The organism is Dactylosporangium sp. CS-047395, from assembly GCF_050942185.1.
GTDB lineage: Bacteria > Actinomycetota > Actinomycetes > Mycobacteriales > Micromonosporaceae > Dactylosporangium.
The window spans coordinates 3,127,612-3,150,425 of record NZ_CP192015.1 but is presented as its reverse complement, the minus strand read 5'-3'; the positions used below and the strand labels follow the sequence as shown (position 1 = coordinate 3,150,425).

Annotated in this window: 22 protein-coding genes; 13 read left to right on the top strand and 9 right to left on the bottom strand. The window is 72.1% G+C overall.

Annotation, left to right across the window (positions count from 1 at the left end; genetic code table 11):
• The first annotated feature begins 53 nt into the window (after positions 1 to 53).
• The 5 genes from ACQP00_RS14725 (at position 54) to ACQP00_RS14705 (ending at position 5,050) form a co-directional block, all read left to right on the top strand.
• On the top strand, positions 54 to 1,931 hold the full coding sequence (locus tag ACQP00_RS14725; protein ID WP_433219263.1) for a PQQ-binding-like beta-propeller repeat protein: 1,878 nt from the start codon (positions 54 to 56) through the stop codon (positions 1,929 to 1,931).
• Between the two features lie 9 nt (positions 1,932 to 1,940).
• On the top strand, positions 1,941 to 2,564 hold the full coding sequence (locus ACQP00_RS14720; RefSeq protein WP_433219261.1) for a maleylpyruvate isomerase family mycothiol-dependent enzyme: 624 nt from the start codon (positions 1,941 to 1,943) through the stop codon (positions 2,562 to 2,564).
• Between the two features lie 83 nt (positions 2,565 to 2,647).
• Positions 2,648 to 3,355 carry a DUF998 domain-containing protein gene (locus tag ACQP00_RS14715; RefSeq protein WP_433219259.1) on the top strand — a complete coding sequence of 236 codons (708 nt, stop codon included), beginning with the start codon at positions 2,648 to 2,650 and terminating at the stop codon, positions 3,353 to 3,355.
• Between the two features lie 10 nt (positions 3,356 to 3,365).
• Positions 3,366 to 4,526, top strand: a complete 1,161-nt coding sequence (locus ACQP00_RS14710) for a sensor histidine kinase (RefSeq protein ID WP_433219257.1) — start codon at positions 3,366 to 3,368, stop codon at positions 4,524 to 4,526.
• The gene (locus tag ACQP00_RS14705; RefSeq protein WP_433219255.1) at positions 4,454 to 5,050 is read left to right on the top strand and encodes a response regulator; all 597 of its coding nucleotides are present in this window, start codon (positions 4,454 to 4,456) and stop codon (positions 5,048 to 5,050) included. The genes ACQP00_RS14710 and ACQP00_RS14705 overlap by 73 nt, the downstream gene beginning before the upstream one ends.
• Here ACQP00_RS14705 and ACQP00_RS14700 read toward each other — a convergent pair.
• From ACQP00_RS14700 to ACQP00_RS14685, 4 genes are all read right to left on the bottom strand, one after another.
• Positions 5,047 to 6,945, bottom strand: coding sequence for a DNA recombination protein RecN (locus ACQP00_RS14700; RefSeq protein WP_433219253.1), 1,899 nt, complete (start codon positions 6,943 to 6,945; stop codon positions 5,047 to 5,049). The genes ACQP00_RS14705 and ACQP00_RS14700 overlap by 4 nt on opposite strands.
• Positions 6,942 to 7,427, bottom strand: a complete 486-nt coding sequence (locus ACQP00_RS14695) for a hypothetical protein (protein WP_433219251.1) — start codon at positions 7,425 to 7,427, stop codon at positions 6,942 to 6,944. Before ACQP00_RS14695 ends, ACQP00_RS14700 begins: the two co-directional genes overlap by 4 nt.
• A complete protein-coding gene (locus ACQP00_RS14690; protein ID WP_433219250.1) occupies positions 7,424 to 8,398 on the bottom strand; it encodes a hypothetical protein in 975 nt (324 codons plus the stop codon). Before ACQP00_RS14690 ends, ACQP00_RS14695 begins: the two co-directional genes overlap by 4 nt.
• A gap of 105 nt (positions 8,399 to 8,503) precedes the next feature.
• On the bottom strand, positions 8,504 to 9,604 hold the full coding sequence (locus ACQP00_RS14685; RefSeq protein WP_433219248.1) for an endonuclease/exonuclease/phosphatase family protein: 1,101 nt from the start codon (positions 9,602 to 9,604) through the stop codon (positions 8,504 to 8,506).
• Positions 9,605 to 9,656: 52 nt separating this feature from the next.
• Between ACQP00_RS14685 and ACQP00_RS14680 the strand changes: the two genes are divergently transcribed.
• From ACQP00_RS14680 to ACQP00_RS14645, 8 genes are all read left to right on the top strand, one after another.
• A complete protein-coding gene (locus ACQP00_RS14680) occupies positions 9,657 to 10,328 on the top strand; it encodes a CPBP family intramembrane glutamic endopeptidase (RefSeq protein WP_433219246.1) in 672 nt (223 codons plus the stop codon).
• A gap of 133 nt (positions 10,329 to 10,461) precedes the next feature.
• The gene (locus ACQP00_RS14675) at positions 10,462 to 10,854 is read left to right on the top strand and encodes a nitroreductase family deazaflavin-dependent oxidoreductase (protein ID WP_433219244.1); all 393 of its coding nucleotides are present in this window, start codon (positions 10,462 to 10,464) and stop codon (positions 10,852 to 10,854) included.
• Positions 10,855 to 11,066: 212 nt separating this feature from the next.
• The gene (locus ACQP00_RS14670) at positions 11,067 to 12,188 is read left to right on the top strand and encodes an SPFH domain-containing protein (RefSeq protein ID WP_433219243.1); all 1,122 of its coding nucleotides are present in this window, start codon (positions 11,067 to 11,069) and stop codon (positions 12,186 to 12,188) included.
• 7 nt (positions 12,189 to 12,195) lie between these two features.
• Positions 12,196 to 13,263, top strand: a complete 1,068-nt coding sequence (locus ACQP00_RS14665; RefSeq protein WP_433219241.1) for a hypothetical protein — start codon at positions 12,196 to 12,198, stop codon at positions 13,261 to 13,263.
• A 2-nt stretch (positions 13,264 to 13,265) separates the two neighbouring features.
• Positions 13,266 to 14,288 carry a serine/threonine protein phosphatase gene (locus tag ACQP00_RS14660; RefSeq protein ID WP_433219239.1) on the top strand — a complete coding sequence of 341 codons (1,023 nt, stop codon included), beginning with the start codon at positions 13,266 to 13,268 and terminating at the stop codon, positions 14,286 to 14,288.
• 10 nt (positions 14,289 to 14,298) lie between these two features.
• On the top strand, positions 14,299 to 15,168 hold the full coding sequence (locus ACQP00_RS14655) for an ROK family protein (RefSeq protein WP_433219237.1): 870 nt from the start codon (positions 14,299 to 14,301) through the stop codon (positions 15,166 to 15,168).
• A 31-nt stretch (positions 15,169 to 15,199) separates the two neighbouring features.
• Complete coding sequence (locus ACQP00_RS14650) at positions 15,200 to 17,293, top strand: alpha-galactosidase (protein WP_433219235.1); 2,094 nt, start codon at positions 15,200 to 15,202, stop codon at positions 17,291 to 17,293.
• 188 nt (positions 17,294 to 17,481) lie between these two features.
• Entirely contained in the window at positions 17,482 to 17,754 is a 273-nt protein-coding gene (locus ACQP00_RS14645; protein ID WP_433219233.1) for a hypothetical protein, read from the top strand.
• On the opposite strand, the gene ACQP00_RS14640 is transcribed toward ACQP00_RS14645, so the two are convergent.
• Genes ACQP00_RS14640 through ACQP00_RS14620 form a run of 5 tightly spaced genes read right to left on the bottom strand, consistent with a single transcriptional unit; the run spans position 17,747 to position 22,739 of the window.
• The gene (locus ACQP00_RS14640; protein ID WP_433219231.1) at positions 17,747 to 18,583 is read right to left on the bottom strand and encodes a sugar phosphate isomerase/epimerase family protein; all 837 of its coding nucleotides are present in this window, start codon (positions 18,581 to 18,583) and stop codon (positions 17,747 to 17,749) included. The genes ACQP00_RS14645 and ACQP00_RS14640 overlap by 8 nt on opposite strands.
• Positions 18,580 to 19,686: a Gfo/Idh/MocA family protein gene (locus ACQP00_RS14635; protein ID WP_433219229.1), complete on the bottom strand. Its 1,107-nt coding sequence runs from the start codon at positions 19,684 to 19,686 to the stop codon at positions 18,580 to 18,582. The genes ACQP00_RS14640 and ACQP00_RS14635 overlap by 4 nt, the downstream gene beginning before the upstream one ends.
• Positions 19,683 to 20,540: a carbohydrate ABC transporter permease gene (locus ACQP00_RS14630; RefSeq protein WP_433219227.1), complete on the bottom strand. Its 858-nt coding sequence runs from the start codon at positions 20,538 to 20,540 to the stop codon at positions 19,683 to 19,685. The genes ACQP00_RS14635 and ACQP00_RS14630 overlap by 4 nt, the downstream gene beginning before the upstream one ends.
• The gene (locus ACQP00_RS14625; RefSeq protein WP_433219225.1) at positions 20,530 to 21,402 is read right to left on the bottom strand and encodes a carbohydrate ABC transporter permease; all 873 of its coding nucleotides are present in this window, start codon (positions 21,400 to 21,402) and stop codon (positions 20,530 to 20,532) included. Before ACQP00_RS14625 ends, ACQP00_RS14630 begins: the two co-directional genes overlap by 11 nt.
• Positions 21,399 to 22,739, bottom strand: a complete 1,341-nt coding sequence (locus ACQP00_RS14620) for an ABC transporter substrate-binding protein (protein ID WP_433219223.1) — start codon at positions 22,737 to 22,739, stop codon at positions 21,399 to 21,401. Before ACQP00_RS14620 ends, ACQP00_RS14625 begins: the two co-directional genes overlap by 4 nt.
• Positions 22,740 to 22,814: the final 75 nt, after the last annotated feature.

The following is a 22,814-nucleotide window of genomic DNA, read 5'->3' as shown; positions in this document are numbered from 1 at the left end:
AGCGTCTCTCTCGCCTGATAGACGATCTGGTGACACCAGTAATGGGGGACTTCGTGAGGCCATATGCCGCGGCGGGACTGCTGGTGGTGCCGGCTGCGGTGCTGACCGCCAGCGTGGCCGCCCATCCGGAGCCGCCGATCCAGCCGTCGTTCGACACGCCCGCCGCGACCGCCGCCGGCCTGCGCCCGGGCGACGTCGTGCGGGGCGCCGCGTTCGCGACCAAGGCCGGCGACCTGGTCGGCTACGACCCGACGGCGGACATCCTGATCACCCAGGCCGACGCGGGCACCCAGCTGACCGGCGTCGACGCGCACACCGGGATCGTGCGCTGGCGGCGGCAGCTGGACGGGTCGGCGGAGTTCGGCACCGTCCTGTGGTCGCAGAGCGATCTCGGCGCGGGGTCGGTGCTGGTCAACACGTATCGCCGGGACACGAAGAAGGCCGAGCTCACGGCGCTGTCGACGCGCACCGGGGCGGTCCGCTGGCGGATGCCGCTGACCGCGCGCTCGGAGGCGATGGCGGCCGGGCCCGCGCTGCTGGTCGGGGAGCCGGCCGAGGACTCGTCGCCGATGCAGTGGGCCGACCAGCGCGAGGCCCCCAAGGCCGCCAAGTCCGGTAACGCGCGCAACGCCGGGCGGGCCGAGAAGGGGAAGGCCACGCCCTCGGCCAGCTGGGGGCCGCACGCCGCCAGGTCGCCCGGCGCGACCCCGAAGGCCACCAGCGGCGCGGCGCACAAGATGCGCCCGGCCGGCCCCACCCCCACGCCGTCGGCCTCGCCGTCGCCGTCCGCGTCCGCCACCCCGAGCGTGAGCGCCAAGGCGGACGAGCGGGGCTCGGGCCGGTCGCGGCTGGGCCACACCGACGAGGACGCCGCCACGGTCGCCACCCGGGACGCGCCCGGGGCCGGCACGATCAACGCCGTCGCGGCCGGGGACGGCGGGCGGCTGTGGAGCGCCCAGCTGCCCGAGGACTGCGACCTGCGCGCCACGGCCGGCGACGGGCAGACGACCGCGCTGCGGCTGGCCTGCACCGAGGACGACCGGTTCGTGGACCACCTGGAGATCCGCGACGCGCGCACCGGGGCGCTGCGCTCGCGCACCACGCTCGACCCGAACGCCGACGACGGCGGGCTCGGCCTGCTGGTCCGCGACGGGGCCACGCTGGTCCGGGGCGCGCGGACGTTCCAGGTGTACGGTCCGGACGGCCGCCAGCTCGCCCAGCGCGCCGGGGACGGCTGCGCCGAGTACTGCGACCTGGCCGTCGAGGGCGACGTCGCGATCGTGGCGCAGTCCGGCGGGAGCGTCGACCGCACCGACGGCGCGCTCGAGGCGTTCGGCCTGGCCGACGGGCGCGAGCGGTGGCGCGCCGAGCGGACGGTGCGCGCCCTGGTCCGCGAGGGCGGGCGGCTCTACGCGGTCGGCCCGGCCCCGCGGCCGGTCCCGTTCACGGCCGTCTCCGGCGTCGGCGAGCACGGCGTCTCCGACCCGTTCGCGACCACGCTGCCGGCCGACGCGGTGCCGCAGCGCGGGTCCGCGGTCCTGGTGAGCGAGGGCGACGAGCTGGCCTGGTACCGCATCCGCCCCGTCGACCAGCCGGCCGGCTTCCTCGGCGGCGCGGTCGAGCGGCCCGATCCCTGCGCGGTGCTCACGGCGGCCGAGGTCGCCAGGCGGCTGGGCAAGCAGCGCGCGACGGCGCACCGGGACGACGCCGCCACCTGCACGTTCACCACCGTCAAGGACCGGGACACGCTGCGGGTGCAGGTGTTGTGGGCGGGCGCGGACGAGGCTTCGGCGATCCGGCGGTACGACATCGTGAAGGGCGACGACGTCCAGCGCATCGGCACCGTGATCGTCGCCGCCCGCGAAAGTTCCGCGCCGAAGGCCTCCGCCCCGGCGACGCCGTCAGCCAAGGCGAGCGCCAAGGTGCAGTAGGGTCGGGCGGTGTCCGACGACCTCTGGCCGGCCATCCACGCCGAGCGCGCCGCCCTCGCCGACGAGCTCGCCGCGCTCACCGACGAGCAGTGGCGCACCCGTTCGCTCTGTGGCGAGTGGACGGTGGAGGAGGTCGTGGCCCACCTGACCGCCGCCGCGAGCATCGGGCGGTTCCGCTGGCTTCGCAGCATGGTGGGCGCGGGCTTCGACGCCGACCGGCACAACCGCCGCCGCCTCGACGAGCAGCGCGGCGCCACGCCGGCCGAGACACTGGCGCGGTTCCGGGCGGTCGGCACCGGCCGTACCGCCGCGTCCGGGCACTTGCCGGCCTGGCTGGGCGAGGTCATCGTGCACGGCCAGGACGTCCGGCGCCCGCTGGGACTGCCCGGCACGCCGTCCGTGGACGCGACGACCCAGGTCGCCCGGTTCTTCGCGGCCCGCAACTTCACCGTGGCCAGCCGCACCGCGATCGAGGGCCTGCGCCTGGAGGCGACCGACGGCCCGTTCACGGCCGGCGACGGGCCGCTGGTGCGCGGCACGACACTCGCGCTCACCATGGCGATGGCGGGCCGGGGCGTGTTCCTGGACGAGCTCACCGGCCCCGGCGTGGAAACGCTGCGCTCGCGGATCTAGCTACCGCGTATGCCGCACGGCATAGGCGCCCGTCTGTCGCGCGGCGGTCCCGTGCGGCGCGGGCCGTCCCTAGCGTTGCCGGCATGACCGATGTACAAGTACCGACGCGACTCGGGCGGCGGCTGGTGGCCGGCGGGGCGCTCGCCGTCGCCGGCTTTCTGGTCGTCTTCCACGTCGACGCGGCCACCCGGCCCGGGTTCGTGCTGCTGCGGCACGGGCCGAGCCTGCTCATGCTCGGCGACCGGGGCTGGATCCAGGTCGTCAACTTCATCTCCTGCGGGCTGCTCATGGTCGGCTGCGCGGCCGGGCTGCGCCGGCTGTTGCACACCGGCCGGGCCGCGCGCTGGGGGCCGCGGCTGCTGACGGTGTACGGGCTGGCCATGGTCGGCACGGCGGTGTTCCGGACCGATCCGCAGCTCGGGTACCCACCCGGGACGCCGGACAGCCTGCTGCCGGGGACCAATGCCGCCGAGTCGTGGCATTCGGGGCTGCACACCCTGGCGGTGCTGGTGCTGTACGCGGCGACGACCGCCGGCTGCTTCGTCTTCGCCCGCCGCTTCGCCCGCGAGGACGGCGGCCGGTGGTGGGCGGTGGGCCTGGCCGCCAACGGGATCGCGGCGCCGGTGGTGCTGATCGTCGGGGCGTTCGTGCTGCAGACGCTGTCCGTCACGAGCACCGGGTCGAGCGGCGCGTTCCAGCTCGCCGACGGGATCGCCGGGCGGATCATCATCCCGCTCGGCTGGGTCTGGTCGGCGGTGGTGGCCCTGCGCGTGCTGGCCACGGCGCCATAGGCTGCTCGCGATGAAACGCGCTGTGTGGGTGCAGGACGCGGGGCTGGCCGCCCTGCTGGCCCTGGCCGACGCCCCGGGCGCGACGGGCGGCTGGGCGTGGTTCGCCGCGATCCACCTGCCGCTGGTGCTGCGGCGCCGGTTCCCGGTCGCGGTGTTCTGGACCGGGTTCGCCCTCGCCGTGACGGCGTGGGTGGTGGGCGGGATCGAGGCCGTGTACCCGTTCGTCGCGCTGCTGGCCGCGCTGGCCACCGTGGCCTGGCACCGGTCCTGGCGCTGGTGGTCGCCGGCCGTCGCCGCGATCGCCGCGGTGCTGGTGACCGGCCGGCTGCAGGGCGCCCTGCGGGACAGCGACCTGGTGGCGCTGGCCGCCGCCCTCGCCGCGGCGGTGCTGCTGGGGGTCGCGGTGCGCACCCGGCGCGCGTACGTCGCCGAGGTCGAGCGGCGCGCGGCCGCCGCCGAACGCACCCGCATCGCCCGCGAGGTGCACGACGTCGTGGCCCACAACCTGGCCGTCATGGTCGCCCTCGCCGACGGCGCCGCCCTGACCGCGGTCGCGAACCCCGAACGGGCGGCGGGGGCGCTCGGGACGATCGCCGCCACCGGGCGGGAGGCCCTCGACGAGATGCACCGGCTGCTGGACCTGCTCCGGGATGCACCGATGGATCTCGACGCGCTCGTCGACCAGGTCCGCGCGGCGGGCCTGCGGGTCGAGGTGGTCCGCGAGGGCACGCCCGGCCGGTGGGGCGCCGAGGCCGGGCCGACCGTCTACCGGGTCGTGCAGGAGGCGCTGACCAATACGCTGCGGCATGCTGGGCCGGCGGCGCGGGTTCGGGTGCACGTGCGGTACGAGACGGGGGCTTTGGCATTGGAGATCACCGATGATGGCGGCGCTGCTCGGAAGGCGCGGTCGGCGCCGTCGGCCGGTGGGCGAGGACTGGCCGGCATGCGCGAACGGGTCGCCGCCCATGACGGCCACCTCGAAGCCGGGCCGTTCCGCAACGGCTGGCGGGTCCGGGCCACCCTCCACTTCGGACAGCCGGGGTGGCCGTGCGGGTGCTGCTCGCCGACGACCAGGCGCTGCTGCGCCTGGGTTTCCGCATGGCGCTGGAGTCCCAGCCGGACCTGGAGGTGGTCGGCGAGGCGGGCGACGGCGCCCAGGCGGTGGCGATGACCCGCGCGCTGCGGCCCGACGTGGTATTGATGGACGTGCGAATGCCGGTCCTGGACGGCATCGAGGCGACCCGGCACATCACGTCGGCCGGCCTGCCGGCGCGGGTGCTCGTGCTCACCACGTTCAACCTGGACGAGTACGTGTACACCGCGTTGCGGGCGGGGGCGAGCGGGTTCCTGCTGAAGAACGTACCGCCGGCCGATCTTTTCACCGCGATCCGCGCGGTGGCGGCGGGAGACGCGGTGGTGGCCCCGAGCGTGACCCGGCGCCTGCTGGACGCCTTCGCCCACCATCTGCCGACCGGGTCTCCCCGGCCCGACCCGCTCACGCCCCGGGAGCGCGAGGTGCTCGTCGAGCTGGCCCGCGGTCACTCCAATGTGGAGATCGCCCGGCGGCTCGGCGTGGGCCCGGGCACGGTGAAGACGCACGTCGCGCGGATCCTGGCCAAGCTGCACCTGCGCGACCGCGTCCACGTCGTCATCCACGCGTACGAGTCCGGGCTGATCCGCCCGGGCGACGGCTAGAAGTCGTCGTCGATGAGGCCGTACGGGGGCTGATCCGGGCGCCGCGAGAACCGCACGATCACGTCGTCCGCCGCCGTCGGCGGAGGTGCGTTGTCGGCCACCACGATCTGGGCGCCCACCCCGCGGCCCGCCAGCCAGTCCTCGATGTGCCGGTAGATGCGCTCGATCGTCTGCCCGTCCTCGAGGTCCCCGAGGGCGCCCAGGTTCTTCTGCGGGCTGTCCAGCAGCAGGAACCCGGGGTGCGACGACCGGCTCTCCCAGGCCGTCTCGAACATCGCCAGCTGCCAGGCCAGCGCGATCAACGTCCGCCCGCCCGAGGAAGCGGCGGTGTAGGGCTCGCCCCGCACGTACGGCGTCAGGTCCTCGGCCAGATAGGCGTCGGCAAGCTTCGGGTAGCGGAACTCGGCCAGGATCGAGACGTAGCGGCCGCTCACGCGGCGGACCACGGCGGAGCGGTCGGCGCGGCGGGATTGCGTGCCGGCCGCGCCCAGCTCGTCGCGGTCGGCGTCGAGCTGGTCCATCATCTGCAGAATGCCGTTGGCCCGGCGTTCCAGGCTCTGCACCAGCCGCAGGCCGTCGGCGGCACGTTGCAGGGACGCGGACGCCTCCTCGCGGCGGCGGGCGATGGCGTCGCGCTCGGCCAGGTACGGCGTCACCGCGTGCGACGTCGCCGCGTCGACCTCGGCCGCCGCCCGGGACTCGGCGTCCTGGGCCCGGGAGGCGGCCGCGCGCAGGTGCGGGATCTCGCGTTCCAGGTCCTCGATGTGGCGGGTGAGCTCGCCCAGGCGGGTCTTGGCCGAGCGCAGCTCGCCGGAGACGTCGACCGGGCCGACCGGGAACCGGCAGGCCGGGCAGCGCTCGTCGGACGGGGTCAGCGCGGCGCCGCAGGAGGCGCACACGCCGGAGCCGGTCTCGAAGAGCCGGTCGGCCTCGGCGAGCATGGTCCACTTCGACACGTCGTCGGCGTACGAGCCGCGCAGCGGCACCATCCGCTGCAGCTGGGTCTCGCGGTCGCGCAGCTCGTTGTACGCGGCCAGCGCGGAGCGGGACGCGTCGCGGTGCCGCTCGCGCAGGTCGGCGGCGAACGCGGTGGAGGACCGGGCGCGGGCGTCCAGGCCGGCCAGGGCCTGCGCGCACGCGGCGAGCTCGTCCTTGGCCGCCTGGGAGACGGCTTCGAGCTCCGGGCGGGTGCCGATGTGCTGGTCCTCGACGAGCTGTTCGGCGGCCCGGTACGCGGTGCGCGCCGCGGCCAGTTCGGTCTCCACGGACCTGATCCGGCGGCCGATCTCCACGGTGTGGTCGTCGTGCACGTCGAAGACCACGTCGACGACCTGGCGCAGCTTGAGGTGCTTCATCGGCACGCTCTCGAAGAGCAGGTCCTTGCCGTCGAGCCGTTCGTTGGGCAGGAAGCACAGCCACATCAGGTCGCGGAAACTCAGCGGGTCGTCCGTGTCGAACGAGAGCCGTACACCCTGGAGCTTGCAGTGCGAGAGCAGCAGGCTGGACAGGCTGTCGGGGTGGCCGGCGGGCCGCAGGGTGCGCCGCACGCGCGGGGCGTTGCCGGGCTCGTCGAGCCGGCCGGCGCGCACGTACGCGAACATCGACGGCTCACCCACCGCCCGTTCGATGAGGTACGGCGACCCCGACAGCTCGACTTCGAGGGTCGCCGACTTGACCTTCGGCGTGATCTCCGGATGCCGGGGATGGTCGTTGGCGCCCAGGCAGTAGTCGACGAACTCGAGGATCGTGGTCTTGCCCGTGCTGAACGCGCCGGCGAGCACCGAGAGCCGGCGCGGCGTGTCGTCGGGGGCGCGGAAGTCGACGTCGTAGTTGCGGTCGTCTCCGTGGAGGCGCAGCCGCCTGATCCGGATGCCCTGCGTGCGCAAGCCGATCATGGCACGTCCTTGACTGGGACGGGGAGGAGACACTGTCGCAGGTTCTCTCGAAGCTTACGACCGCTGAGGCGACGGAGCCGCCGGACGACGATGCGCACCGCTGTGATGTATGACTGAGCATACATCGCCGTGAATCGCCCGGCCATGCCCGTTCCCTCCTCCGTTAGGGCATATTTCACCCGGCCGGCGGCCGTGACCGCGATCAGTCCCTGGTTGACCAGGGCGGCGAGATCACGGCCCAGGCTCAGCTGCGCGGTGACGAAGCGCTGGGCGGGGCTGGCATAGGCGACGGTACGGTCGTCGAACCCCGCCAGCCGCAGCGCGGTACGGTCGGGATCGTCCTCGGCTCTGGCCAGCAGCAGCGGCTGCCCGGCCAGGAACTCGTAGACCCCGAGCCGCTCGGCGTCGACCGGCTCGCCGGCCGCGGCCAGCACCAGCAGTAACCGGGCCCGCCGGAAGGCACTCAGATCGTCGGGCGTCATACCAGCTCCCGCCAGTGCGTGACCCAGCCGGCCCGGCGCTGCTCGACGACCCGGTGCATGAGCCCGCACCGGTGCACCACGCCGGCCCGCAGCACCTCCGGGAACGCGCCCGACTCCCGGATCTCGCGCATCACCGCCGCATGCAGGCCGGGCAGCAGCGCGTTGCCGGGGTGGCGGGCCGCGTGGTCGTTGAAGCCCGCCTCCCAGATGCCGTGCACGAGCCCGTCGGCCTCGTCGAGCGCGGCGAGCTCCGGGTCGACCCGCTTGTCGAGGATCTCGCGTGCCAGGAGGTCGGCGTTGAAATACTCGCGCTTGGCCGCGCCGACCTCGACGTGCCCCGCCGCCCGCAGTTGCCGGACGAAGAGCGCACCCTCCAACGCCGCGTCGGCTTCAGGTTCAAGATCATGCGTTGGTACCCGCTGGGCCCGCGCCGGTCCCGCCTGCGCGACGTACGGGTCGTAATAGTGCCGGCGCACATGGGCGCAGTCGGGCTTGACGAGCAGCCCGCGCAGCACGTTCTCGTGCCACAGTTCGATCTGGACCCCGGTCTCCCGCTGCCGGCGCGCCCGCCAGTTGTCCCACCACTGCGCGGTCGGCGCGTCCATGCTCGCGGGCACGCACAGCACCCACTGCGCGAGCCGGTACCCGTTGCGCGCGGCGGCGGCCACGGCGGAGTCGAAGGATTCCCGGATCTGCCCCTGATGCGAGCGGGTCACGATCGGCCAGAAGTACTTCGACTGCCAGATCACGACCAGCCCGGAGAGCTCACCGAGCAGGATGTCGATCCCCCAGTCGCCGGGATTGGCACTGATGGCCCGGGCGCCGGGATAGATCGCGGCGAGCAGCATGGCGAGCATCTGCTCGAAGTCATCGCGCGCGCCCGCGATGTTCCCCGCCCGCACCTGATGCGCGGCGAAGTTGATCGGAGGCTCGCCGGAGGCAAGGCTGGTCGATGTCGCTGTCGCCGTCATCTCCCCTCCGCATCCGACCCCCGACCTGCGTGATCTTCTATTTCCAGATTGTCACGGGCGGCGATACTACCGCTACTGTGAGCGTAGATTTCACCTGATGTGTGATCACAGTTTGTTCAGATCGATATCGGCGAAGATGGCCGCATGGTCCGATCCGGCATGAACCGCCCGCGTCATGGTGTCGTAAATGGGCCACAGCACCCCGTTGCGACCTCCCCAGACACCCTTGCGCAAGATCCCGCCGCCGGTCGTCGCCGCCCACAACGCCGGCGACAGCAGAACGTAGTCGAGCTTGTTACGCGCCGTGCAGGACCCGTAGGTCCCCGGCCGCCCGGCGTCGTCGAACGCCGGATGCTCCGACACGTCCCGCAGATCACTGTCCCGCAACAGCGGCGCGAGCGGCTCGCTGTCCGGCGTGTCATTGAGATCCCCGACCACGGCGACGTACGGCGTAGCCTGACTCCCGTAGATCGCCGCCACCCGAGCGGCCTGCCGCCGGCGGGTGCTGTCGGAGGCGACCTTGCCCCCGTACCCTTTGCTCTTGAGATGGTTGACCAGCACCACCAGCCGCTCTGACCGGCCCGGCAGCACGAAGTGGTACTCCGGGCAGTCCCGGCTGAACACCCGCCCCCGCTCGTCCACGTCGTCGACATGGGTCCGCTGCGAGGCCAGCGGAAAGCCCTCGGTGGACATGACCCCGACATCGATGCCACGCTCGTCGTTGCCGTCCATGACCTGGATGTGGCGGTACAACCCGGAAAGCCCACCATCGGTGAACCGCTTGAGCGCGTGCCGGCTCTCCGCCTCGACCACCCCGAGCACATCGGCCCGCAGTTCGAGGATGACCCGAGCCGTGTTGAGCAGCGCTTGTTCGTCGCAGCGATCGAAGGTCAGCTCGACCCACCCGATCCAGTCCGCCCGCCCACCGGCGATCACCTCGACCCGCCCGTCGCGGGCCCGCTTGAGCAGCCGGCCCCGGTTCTGCCGCAGCCGCGCGAACTTGGCCAGGTCTCCGTTGCGCAGGCCGAGCTTGGTGAGCTCGCGCAGGATCTCGCGCTTGATCTCGTCGGTGTAGACCGGCTCCTCGAGGAGTTCACCGGCGCGCGCGAACGCTTCCAGCACCGGCCGCCCGTCGGCCCAGGTCCGCTGATCCAGCGCCTTGGCCCGGTTGAACAGGTTCTCGACGTTGTAACTGGCGATGCGCATCAGTCACGAGAGTAGGGGTAGATCGTCACCTGCGGATGGCACCGTCGCCCGGATGGTCGCCGAGTTCATCCTGGTGTTCTTCGTACTTCCCGTGGCGTTCGCTTTCGTCAAAATCCCGGGCGGCCCGATCCCGATCCTGCTCGTGCTGACCATCGCCGTCGCGTTCTACTTCCGCCGCGAGTCCCGCCTCGGCGGCGAGCTCGACCCGCAGCGCACCGACGCCGATGACCGTGGCTTCGACCGTCGGGATCTGTGGCGGGCCGGGGCGCTGCGGCCGGAGTTGCCGCGCATCCTGCGGCTGTGGGCGGTCGCCGCGGTCCTGGCCGTCGCCGCCGTCTGGGTCTTCGACCGTGAGCACCTGTTCGACCTGCCCCGGCACAACCCGGGCCTGTGGGCGCTGATCGTCGTCGCGTACCCGGTGGTGTCCGTCTATCCGCAGGAGCTGCTCTTCCGGGCGTTCCTGCTCCACCGGTACCGCCGCATCCTGCGCACCGACAAGATCGCCGCCGCCGTCAGTGCGGTCTCGTTCGGGCTGGCCCACCTGCTGTTCGGCAACCCCGTGGCGGTCGTGCTGACGCTGGGCGGCGGCTGGCTCTTCGCCCGCCGCTACCAGCGCACCCGCTCCCTGCTGACGGTCTGCGTCGAGCACGCCGCCTACGGCCTGCTGATCTTCACCGTCGGCCTGGGCCGGTACTTCTACCACGGCACCAACTTCGGCGACTAGCCCTGGCGCCACGGTCCCGGCGTGGACCCTCGAGCTGCGCCGGTGCTCGACGGTACTGCGATGACAAATGTCCTGCCGATTCTCCGACTTGTGACTCCTGCGCCCGGCGGGGCGCGGGGTTAAGAATCGACGCATGGGGATGATGAAGAACCTGATGATCGGGATTCACAAGCGCACCGGCGACCGGTTTGCCGGCATGGATCTGCTCTACATCACCACCGTCGGGGCCAAGTCGGGCAAGGAGCGGACCTCGCCCGTGGCGCGGTTCGCCGACGGGGACGGGGCCTGGCTGGTGGTCGCCTCGAACAACGGGGCCGAACGCAACCCCGCCTGGTACCACAATCTCAAGGCGCACCCGGACCAGGTCTGGATCGAGCACGGCGGCACCAAGCGCCACGCCACCCCGCAGGAGCTGACCGGGACCGAGCGCGAGGCCGCCCTCCAGCGCATCGTCGCCGCGCAGCCGCGGTTCGCCGGGTATGAGAGGAAGACCTCCCGGGTGCTGCCGATCATCCGCCTGTCGTAGCCGCCGGCGCCCCGGGAGCAAGGCGGTGTAGGGCATGGGGGCACGCGGGCCAGGCGCGGAGTTGACCATTCCCGTGGCTGGTTCCCGACTGTTCGCGGGGCGCTTCTACGCTGAAATAGCCGGAGCGGCTTCCCGACAGCGAGCCTGGAATCCCCAGGAACGGTTGCTAGGGTCTGCGACGCTCGATGATCCGAACGCAAGGGGGACCGACGGTGGGACTGTGGGACAAGGTCAAGGGCGAGTTCATCGATATCATCGAGTGGCTCGACGACAGCCGGGACACGATCGTCTGGCGGTTCCCGCGCTACCAGAACGAGATCAAGATGGGCGCCAAGCTCGTCGTCCGCGAGTCCCAGGTGGCCGTCTTCGTCAATGAGGGCCAGGTCGCCGACGTCTTCGTGCCGGGCACCTACACGCTGCAGACGCAGAACATGCCGATCCTGTCCACCCTGAAGGGCTGGAAGTACGGGTTCGACTCGCCGTGGAAGGCCGAGGTCTACTACGTCAACACGCGGCAGTTCACGGACTTCAAGTGGGGCACCCAGAACCCGATCATGATGCGCGACGCCGAGTTCGGCATGGTGCGCATCCGGGCCTTCGGCGCCTACTCGCTGCGCGTGGTGCACCCCGAGAACCTGCTCAAGCAGCTCGTCGGGACCGACCCGCAGTTCCGTACCGAAGAAGTCTCGGAATTCCTGCGCCAGCTGATCGTCGGCCACCTCGGCCCGGCGCTCGCCGCCGCCCAGGTGCCGGTGCTCGACCTGGTCTCGCAGCAGCTGCTCATCGGCCAGAAGCTGGCCGGGGTGCTGACCCAGGAACTGGCCGAGTACGGCATCCAGATCCCCAAGTTCATCATCGAGAACATCTCCCTGCCGCCGGAGGTCGAGGAGGCGCTGGACAAGCGCACCTCGATGGGCGTGCTGGGCAACCTCGACCAGTACTCCAAGTTCCAGGCGGCCAACGCCATGGAGGACGCCGCCAACAACCAGGGCGGCGCCGGCGAGGGCTTCGGCCTGGGCCTGGGCATGGCCGCGGCCCAGCAGGTGGCCAACTCGATGAACCGGGCCCAGCAGCCCCAGCAGCCCCAGCAGCAGCAGGCCCCGGCCGGGCCGCCGCCGCTGCCGCCGCAGGCCCAGTGGTTCGCCGCCGTCAACGGCGCTCAGGCCGGGCCGTTCGACCAGAGCGCGCTCGCCCAGCAGGTGCAGGCCGGGGCGATCAGCCGCGCGACGCTGGTGTGGAAGAACGGCATGGCCGCCTGGACCCCGGCCGAGCAGGTCCCCGAGCTGGCCGGCATCTTCGCGTCCGTTCCCCCGCCACTCCCCCCGATGGGCTGATAGGACCATGTCACAGACCCAGTACCCGTGCGCCGGCTGCGGCGCCAACGTCGAGTTCGCGCCGGGCACCAACGTGCTCAAGTGCCCGTACTGCGGCCACGAGACCGTGCTGCAGACCACGGGCATGCGGGTGCGCGAGCACGACTTCCTGTCCTTCGCGAGCCTGCCCCGCAAGCCGATCGCGCTGCTGGCCAAGCACGTGTTCGTGTGCCGCAACTGCGGCGCGCAGACGGAGAGCGACGCCATCTCGGACCGCTGCCGGTTCTGCAACGCCCCGGTCGTGGCCGAGGTGTCCCCGCAGGACCAGGTGGTGCCCGAGGCGGTGCTGCCCTTCGCGCTGGACAAGCGTGCGCTGCGCGAGTCGCTGGGCAAGTGGGCCTCGTCGCGCTGGTTCGCGCCGTCGGGGCTGAAGAAGGTCACCGAGGCCGAGACGGCCAAGAGCATGTACCTGCCGCACTGGACGTACGACTCGCGGACCGTCACGGACTACCAGGGTCAGCGCGGCGAGCACTACTACGTCACCGAGACCTACACCGAGAACGGCGAGACCAAGAGCCGCCAGGTGCAGAAGACGCGCTGGTACGGCGCCAGCGGCCGGGTGTTCCGCGACTTCGACGACGTTCTGGTGACCGGCACGACCAAGGTCAGCCCGAAGCACCTCGACGCGCTGGACCCGTGGCCGCTGCCGAACTCGGAGCCGTACCGCCCGGAGTTCCTGGCCGGGCACGAGACCCTGCGCTACGACATCGAGCCGGAGCAGGGCCTGGAGAACGCCAAGGGCAAGATGCGCCCGATCCTGGAGCAGGACTGCCGCGAGGACATCGGCGGCGACGAGCAGCGCGTCGACCAGATGCACACGCAGTACAACGACGTGACCTTCAAGCTCATGCTGCTGCCGGTGTGGATCGCCTGCTACCTGTACGCCGGGAAGACCTTCAACATCCAGGTCAACGGCGTGACCGGGGAGGTCGCGGGCGAGCGGCCGTACAGCGCGCTGAAGATCGCGGCGGCCATCGCCGGGGTCGTCGCGGTGATCGCGATCATCATCGTCCTCATCGCGATGAGCAAGCACTGACGGTGTCCCGCGCGGCGTGCTTCGAGCGCGCCGCGCCCGCCCTGGCCCGGCTCGGCGACGCGGACCTGCTGGACCTCGTCGCCGGCGCCGCGCGGCTCGGGGCGGGCATCGGCGGCACCACGGCGGCCCTGGAGATCGACGGGGCCGCCGTGTTCGTCAAGCAGGTCCCGCTCACCGCGACCGAGCTGGCCACCCCGCACGACACCGGGAACCTCTTCGGGCTGCCCGGCTTCTACCAGTACGGCGTCGGCTCGGCCGGCTTCGGCGCCTGGCGCGAGCTGACCGCGCACCGGCTCACCACGGCGTGGGTGCGCTCCGGGCGGCAGCCGAACTTCCCGATGCTGTACCACTGGCGCATCCTGCCGCGGCTCGCCGGCGAGGCGGCCGACGTCGAGGCGATGACGGCCTACTGGGACGGCAGCCCGGCGGTGCGCCGGCGCCTCGAGGAGCTCAACGCGGCCACGGTCGCCGTCACGCTGTTCCTGGAGCGCATCCCGCAGGGGCTCGGGGTGTGGCTGCGCGAGCGGCTCGACGCGGGCGACGAGCACGCCGGGGTGGAGACGGCGGCCCGGCTCGCGGCGGCCGTGAGCGCGATGAACGCGGGCGGTCTGCTGCACTTCGACACGCACATGGGCAACCTGCTGACCGACGGGCGGCTGGTGTACTTCGCCGACTTCGGCCTCGCGCTGCACCCGACCTTCGCGCGGACGGCGGACGAGCACGCGTTCTTCCGGGCCCACGCGGGCTACGACCGGCGGTTCAATGCCGGGCATTTCGCCACCTGGCTGGCCGGCACGGCGGCGTGCCCCGGCGACTGGACCCGGGCCCAGGAGCTCGTCGCCGAGGCGGCCGCGGGGTCCCTCCCGGCCGAGCTGGACCACCTGCCCCGGGGGACCCGCGCGGTGATCCTGCGGCATGCGGGCACCGCCGCGGCCATGAACCGGTTCTTCGCCGACCTCGTGGCCACGTCGAAGCGGACGCCGTACCCATACGCGGAGCGGATCTCCGCAATCGGCGTGCGATAACGTTTACGCCGTGCAGGACACCGACTCCCCCTCTCCGGTCGTGCGGGTTCTCGAGATCGGTGGGAGTCATGTGACCGCCGGTAGCGTCGAGGTCGCCGGCCACCGCATCCTCGACCGGCAGCGGCACCCGCTCGACCCGGCCCAGGACGCCCACACGATCGTCGGCGCGCTGGCGGACGCGGCGAAGCGGCTGCTGCCCGGCCCCGAGGACCGCTGGGCGGTTGCCTTCCCCGGCCCGTTCGACTACGTCGCCGGGGTGTCGCTGCACGAGGGCGTCAGCAAGTTCGACCAGTTGCACGGCGTGAACCTGCGCACCGCCCTGGCGGCGGCGATCCCGGCCGCGCCGGAGGCGTTCACGTTCGTCAACGACGCCGACGCGTTCCTGCTCGGCGAGTGGGTCGACGGGGCCGCGAGCGGGACCCGGCGCAGCGTGGCGATCACGCTCGGCACCGGCATCGGCTCGTCCTGGCTGGCCGACGGGGCGGTGGTCTCCGACGGGCCGGACGTGCCCAAGGACGGCGAGATCCACTTCTGCGACGTCGACGGGGTGAACATCGAGGACCTCGTCTCCGACCGGGCGCTTGTGCGCGGGTACCTGGCCCGCACCGGCGTGGCCGTGGACGGCATGCGCGGGTTGGCCGGCCTGGCCCGCGGCGGCGACCGGGACGCCTGCGAGGTGATCGACACCGCGTTCGGCATCCTGGGCGACCTGCTCGGCGAGTGGCTGGGCCGGTTCGGGGCCGAGGTCGTGGTCTTCGGCGGCTCGATGACCGGCGCCTGGGACCTGATCGAGCCCGCGCTGCACCTGGCGGTCCCGGCCCGCCCGGTGGCCGACACCGAGCGCTCAGCGCTGCTGGGCGCCGCCTACGCCGGATCCTGACAAATCGGCGGTCGGGTGCTACCAACGTGAGATGTCCTTACCGCCCGCCGTGTCCGAAGTCGCCCCTGGTGTCTGGGTCCTGCGCACCCCGAACTCCGCCTACGTCCTGAACCTCGGCGGCGGTGAGGACGTCCCGCTTGCCGCGCACTGGGGCGCCCCGGTCGACGACGAGGCGGCGATCGCCCTGGCCGCCGTGCCGCTCGCCCCGGCGCGCGGCTGGGAGAGCCGGCTCGACGGGCGCGAGGAGTACCCGTCGGACACCGGCCTGCGCTTCACCGAGCCCGCCCTCGCGCTGCGGTTCCCCGACGACAGCCGCACCGTGCGCTGGGTCCTGGACACCGCCGAGGCCGACGGATCGCATTTGCGGCTCCGGTACCGCGAGCAGACCCGCCCGCTCCGCCTGACCCTGCACTACCGGGTCCCGCCCGGCCACGACGTGATCGAGCGCTGGGCCGAGCTGGCCACCGAGGTGCCCGTCGAGGTGCTGCGGGCCGACAGCGCCGCCTGGTGCGTGCCGGCGCGCGAGGGGGCCCGGCTGTCCAGCCTGCACGGCCGGTGGGGGGCCGACAGCCGCCTGCAGCGCACCGAGCTTCCGGCCGGCACAGTGCGCCTCGGCAGCCGCCGTACCACCACCAGCCCCATGCACAACCCGTGGGTGGCGCTGGACGACGGCTCCGCCACCGAGACCCACGGCGAGGTCTGGACGGCCACCCTGGCCTGGTCCGGCACCTGGCGGATCGACGTGCAGCGGCTGCCGGACGGGCGGGTGGTGGCCAACGCCGGCGCCGGGCACGAGGCGCCCCTGGCCCGGCTCGCCGCCGGTACCACCCACACCACCCCGAAGTCCCTCGGGCTGTTCAGCGCCGGGGGTCTCGGCGGGGCGAGCCGGGCCTGGCACGACTACGTCCGGGCCGAAATCCTGCCGCACGGCGACGAGGTGCGCCCGGTGCTCTACAACTCCTGGGAGGCGACCGGCTTCCTGCTCGACGAGGCCAACCAGCTCGCCCTGGCCGAGCAGGCGGCCGCGCTGGGCTGCGAGCTGTTCGTGATGGACGACGGCTGGTTCGGCACCCGGGTCGCCGACAACGCGGGCCTCGGCGACTGGCTGCCCAACTCCGAGCGCTTCCCCAACGGGCTCGGCCCGCTCGTCGCCCGGGTCCGCGAGCTCGGCATGGGCTTCGGCATCTGGGTCGAGCCGGAGGCGGTCAACCCCGACAGCGACCTGTACCGCGCCCACCCCGACTGGGTCTACGCCTCCCCCGGCTATCCCCGCCACGAGCTGCGCAACCAGCTCGTGCTCGACCTGGGTAAGCCGGAGGTCGCGGCCTGGCTGCACGGGTGGCTCGACACGCTGCTCACCGAGCACGACATCGCGTTCATCAAGTGGGACATGAACCGGCCGGTGACCGACCCCGGCCCCTACGGCGACGTGCTGTGGTCCACCCGGCACGCCGAGAACCTGTACGCGATCCTGGACCGGCTCCGCCGCGACCACCCCGGCGTCCGGTTCGAGTCCTGCGCGTCCGGCGGCGGCCGCGTCGACCTCGGCATCCTGGCCCGCACCGACCAGGTCTGGCCCAGCGACAACACCGACGCCAGCGACCGGCTGCACATCCAGGAGGGGTTCTCGCAGCTGTACCCGGCGCGGGCGATGACGGCCTGGGTGACCGACGCGCCGAACTTCCTGACCGGCAACCGCCTTCCGCTGCGGTACCGCTTCCACGTCGCCATGGCCGGCGTGCTCGGGATCGGCGGGGACCTGCCGAAGTGGACGCTCGAGGAGCAGCAGGCGGCGATCGCGCTCATCGGCCAGTACAAGCGGATCCGGAAGGTTGTCCAGCACGGGCGGCTGTTCCGGCTGCGCTCGCCGCGGGAGTCCGACGCCCCCGCCCTCGCGTATCTGTCCGCGACGGGTGACGAGGCGGCCGTGTTCCAGTTCCTGGACGGCCGCCGCTTCGGTGCGCCCGCCCCGCCGGTCCGGCTGCCGTTCCTGCCCGCCGGCACCTGGGAGGACGCCGACACCGGCACCCGCTATCCGGCCCCGTTCCTGGCCGCGCACGGGCTGGACGCCGGGCTGTTCCGCACGTACGACAGCGCCGTCACGCACCTCAAGAAAATCTCGTAGGCCGGTAAACCGGATGCCGCCCCGCCGTTGACCTATCGGGCAGGGAGGTGTGATGCCGAGCGATTTCGACGAGTACTTCGCGGTGCGGCGCGACACCGTGCGCCGCACCGCGTACCTGCTGTGCGGGGATTGGCTGCCGCACCGCCGACATCGGCAAGACCTGGACGCCGGTCGACCCGGGGCACACGGTGCCGTACCTGGACCGCGGTCAGGGCGCCTACCTCGCCGCGGACGGCACACTCGTGGTGCGGACCGTGTTCGACGACCCGGCGCAGTGGTTCGCGGGCCAGGGCGGCGGCTTCGCCCCGGGCCCGGTCACCGGCATGCCGAAGCTGGAGGGGTACCGGCCGATCGTACCGGCCGGGCCCGGAATGTACCTCACCAGCGACCGGCATGCCCTCTACAGGTCGGCGGACGGACTGCGCTGGACCAGGCAGCCCGTGCAGGTGCCGGCTAGATGAGCGACTTGATGTAGGCGAGGTTGTCGCGGGTGCGCTCGCGCAGGGGTACGGCGGTCGAGAAGTCCTCCAGGGTGACCCAGCCGTCGTACCCGTGCTCGCGCAGCGCCCGCAGGTAGGCGCCGACGTCGGCCTGGCCCTCGCGCAGGGTGGCCCAGTCCTGCTTCCAGGTCACGGTGCCGTCGGCCGCGGTCGACACCGGCTTCCAGGCCACGTTCTTCACGTGGACGTGCTGCAGGTACGGCCCGAGCAGCTGGAACGCGGCCCGGTGGTCCTCGTGCCCCTCGATGATCAGGTTGCCGAGGTCGTGGATGACGCCGACGGCGGCCGGGTCGAGCCCGTCGATCAGCCGCAGCGCCGCCGACGCGGACGAGGCGATCGTCTCGTGGTGCAGCTCGACGAGGACCGTGACGCCGAGCCGCTCCGCCTCCGCGGTCGCCCACTCGAGGTCCTTGCGGGCGCCCGCGAACAGGTCCCGGTAGTCGCCGGTCTTCAGCAGCGGCATGGTGACCCGGACCCGGCCCGCCCCGAGGGTGGCGGTGGCGGCGAGCAGCCGGGCCACGTCGGTGCGCTCGAAGCTGCGGGCGTAGCCGCCGATGCCCGAGAAGGCCAGGCCCGCACCGCGGGTGACGGCGCCGATCTCGGCGAGCGACTCCTCCAGCCCGGTCAGCGGCCAGGTGGCCCGGTTGCCGGCCCAGAAGCCGGGTGCGGGCGCGTCGTCCTGGTCGGTGATCCGCCACTCGACGCCGTCCCAGCCCTGCGCGGCGAGCTCGGCCGCGGCTTCCTGGGGGGTCCAGTCCGGCGTCGAGGCGGTGAAGACCGAAAACCTCACTGCTGTGCTCCCTTGGTGTGCGGCTGAACGTCGTCGAAGGCCCCGTCGAGGACCCTGGTGAAGGAGACCGGCCGGCCGAGCGCCGCCGACACATAGACCGACCGCACCAGGGCAAGAGCGAAAAGACCGTCCTGCACTTGTACTCCCGGTGCGCGCCCGGTCTCGATCGCCTCGACGAGGTCGTCGTACTGGCGCAGGTGCCCGGTCACGAAGCCGTCGGCGGGCTTCGGCGCCCCGTACACGTCCCCGGCCGGCACCAGGTCCTCGGCGCGCAGGTCCGGGTCGCTGCTGGTGTGGAAGTACTCCAGCTGGTCGTCGTGCAGGATCGCGGAGCCGCCGGTGCCGTGCAGGGCGAGGCGGACCGGCAGCCCGGGCGCCGCGCCGGTGGTCGCGTGCAGCACCGCGAGGGCCCCGGACTCGAACGCGATCGTGGCCACCGCGAGGTCCTCGACCTCGATCCGCTCGTGGCTGACCAGGGCGGTGCGGGCGTACACCTCGGCGGGCCGGCCGAGCAGCGCCAGCATCTGGTCGACGAGGTGGATGCCCTGGTTGGCCACGGCCCCGCCGCCGTCGAAGGCCCACGTGCCGCGCCAGTCGGCGGAGTCGTAGTACGCCTGGTCGCGCCACCACGGCATGGACACCACGGCGCTGGTGACCCGGCCCAGCCGCTGCTCGCGGACCGCCTGCAGCACGGCGGCGGTCGCGGGGTCGAAGCGGTGCTGGCTCACGACCGAGGCGACCAGGCCGCGGCCGGCCGCCTCCTCGGCGACCTTCGCGAACGCGCGCGCCTTGGCCAGGTCGGTGTCGAGGGGCTTCTCGACGAACAGGTGCTTGCCGGCCGCCAGGGTCTCCTCGGCGGCGGCGACGTGCAGGCCACTGGGGGTACAAATGGCGACGATCTGCACTTGCTCCTGTGCCAGGGCCTCGGTGAGCGTGAGGTGGACCGACGGGCGCGGGTCGAGCTTGCCGGCGAGCGCCTCGGCGGCCTCGATGCGCGCGTCGACCAGGGCCGTGACCCGCAGGCGCGGATGACGGGCGATGGCCTCGGCGTGGTTGGCGCCGATGATGCCGCTGCCGACGATCGCCACGTTGAGCACAGTCATTTCACTCCTCCGGCCGTGAGGCCGCCTACCAGGAACCGTTGGAACGCCAGGTACAACACGACCACGGGCAGCGCGCAGACCAGCGCGGAGGCCATCAGCTGCCCGTACAGCGGGATCGCCCCGCCCTCCTGGGTCGCCCCGAACACCTGCAGCGCGACCGCGGCGGTGCGGGTGTCGGCGTTGGTGATGACCGAGGCGAACAGCACGTCGTTCCAGCCCAGCAGGAACGCGAAGATGGCCGACACGACCAGGCCGGGCCAGCTGAGCGGGATCACGATCGAGCGCAGGATCCGCCACGACGAGGCCCCGTCGAGCCGGGCCGCCTCGTCGAGCTCGTGCGGCAGCCCGCGCAGGTACGTGACCATCACCCAGGTCGAGAACGGCAGGGCGAACGTGAGGTAGGTGACGAACAGCGCCCACCGGGTGCCGATGACGTCGATGCTGAGGATCCGGGCCAGGTTCGCGAACAGCACGAAGACCGGCAGCAGCATCAGGGTGCCGGGGATGCTCTGCAGGGCGAGCAGCCCGCGCAGGATCAGGCCGCGGCCGAAGAAGCTGAAGCGCACGAGCACGTAGGCGGTCATCACCGAGACGAGGGCCGAGACGACGGCGACACTGCCGGCCACGGCGATGCTGTTGAGCAGGCCGTCGCCGAGCTCGACGGTGTCCCAGATCTCGGCGTAGTTGCCGGGATGGAAGGCGCTGGGCCAGAAGTCGCCGCGGGCCACCGCCAGGTCGTCGTTCACGCTGGCGAACAGCATGTACACGACCGGCGTCAGGGCCACGACCAGCAGGACGGCGTTGATCACGATCTGCACCCAGCGCGGGAGCAGGCGGTACACCTCAGTCTTCATTGCGGTTGAGCCTTACCGCTCGCAGGTACACCGACAGCGGGATGGCCACCAGGACCAGCGACAGCACCGCCATCGCCGCGCTGAGGCCGAACTGGAAGTTCTGGAAGCTCTCCACGTACGTGAGCACGGGCAGCACCTCGACGTCGTGCGGGGCGGGCACGCCGAACAGGACGTACGGCAGGGTGAAGCTGTTCAGCGTGTGCAGGAACTCGATCACCATGCCCAGCGCGATGGTCTTGGTCAGGTGCGGCAGGATGACGCCGCGCAGCTTGGCCCAGTAGCCGGCGCCGTCCAGGGCGGCCGCCTCGTGCACGTCGTCGGGGATGCCCTGCAGGCTGGCCACGATCAGCAGGTACAGCAGCGGCCACGACGTCCACAGCTGCACGATCACCAGCGCCCAGTAGCTGCGGGGGCCGTTGAGCCACAGGTCGTCGGTGGTCAGGATGTGGCTGGCCGGGCCGTTGGGCTGGAGGATCGTGCGCCAGACGGTGCCGACGACGAAGGCCGGCAGCACGTACGGGATGAGGAACGCGGAGCGCACCAGCGCCCGGCCGGCGAAGCGCTGCTGGGTGGCGAGGGCGGCGGCCAGCCCGATCGGCACCGCGGCGACCGTCACGATGACCGCGTAGCCGACGGTCACCCAGATCGCGTGCGGCAGCGCGGTCTCCTGCCACGCCTCGACGTAGTTGTCGAACCACACGCCGGGCGCGTCCGTCCACTGCCGCAGGGTGTACTGGTTCAGGTCCAAAGTGGACACCAGCAGCGCCACGGCGAGCGGCACCAGGATGACCAGGACCATGAGCACGCCGCCCGGCGCCAGCATCCACAGTGGACGCTGACGCCGGGAGACGGCCTTGCTCACTTGGCTTCGTCCACGGCGGCCTGCGCGTCCTTCTGCGCGGCGGTCACCAGCGACTTCAGCTTGCCGTCGTCCACCTTGCCGGCCTTGAGGTCGGGGATGGACTGCACGACCACGTTCAACAGGGCCAGCTGCACCTTGCTCCAGCCGCCGTTGAACGGCGTCCCGGCCGACTTGCTCGCCGAGTCCACGATCGCCGCGAGCGCCGGGTCGGCCGAGAGCTCCTTGGCCGCGGCGGCGTTCGTCGGCAGCTCACCGAACGTCTTGTAGTAGTTCTTCTGCGACTCGGCGCTGGTCAGCAGCTTCACCAGGGCCAGGGCGAGGTCCTTGTTCTTGCTGTACTTCGCCACCACCAGGTTGTCGCCGGACAGGATGCTCGTCGCGGCCACGCCGTTGCCGGGCTTGGCCGTCACGCCGGGCGGGATGGTGGGCATGATGGCGTACGCGTACTTGCCGGCCACCTGCGACTTGTCCAGGGTCACCTTGGACGTGGCCGAGACCATCGGCAGGAACGCCGCCTTGCCCGCCCCGAACTCGGCGATCGCCTGGGCGTTCTTCCAGCCGACGGCGGCCGGGTCGACGACCTTGTCGGTGGCGAGCCAGCCGAGGTAGGTCTGGTAGGCCTTGACCGTCGCCGGGTCGTCCAGCGAGGCCTTCTTGCCGGCCACGAGCGGGTTGCCGGCCTGCACGGACATGGCCCAGATGAACTTCCACGGGTCGAAGCCGTCGGCGTAGGCGACCGCCATGCCGTAGGTGCCGCCGGTGGTGAGCTTCTTGGCCTGCTCCTTGAGCCCGTCCCAGCTGTCGGCGGGCTTGTCGATGCCGGCCGCCTTGAGCAGCTCGGTGTTGTACGCCATCACGAACGGGCGGCTGGTGAACGGGATGCCGACCTGGTGCTGGGCGTCGGGCCCGGAGATGCCGAGCGCGGCCTGCACGAAGTTGTCCTTGCCGCCGACCTTCTGCCAGTCGGCGTCCTGCAGCTCCAGGAACGCGCCGGTGGCGTAGGCGGTCGGGGTGAACGTGGTGCCGAGCGAGTACACGTCCGGCCCCTGCCCCGACACGACCGAGGTCTGGATCTTCGTGAGCTCGTCGTTGGCCGAGGCGAAGGTCTCGAACTTGACCTCGGCCCCGGTCTGCGCCTTGAACGCGTTGCTGGTGTCGGTGAACCACTGCTTCTGCTGCTGCGGGTAGATCGTGTTGGCCTGCACCAGCACGTTGAGCGTCTTGCCGGCACCGTTGAGCGCGCCGTCGCTGCTGCCGCTGTCCTTGCTGTCGTCACCACAGGCCGCGAGCACGACCAGGGCGGCGGTCGCGACGGCGGCGAGCTTGAGTCTCTTCATGGGGGTGTCCACTCCTTCGTCGCTGATCTATTGGGGGTGTGCGACTGGGGCTTTGTCGGGGTGGCAATCGGTGGC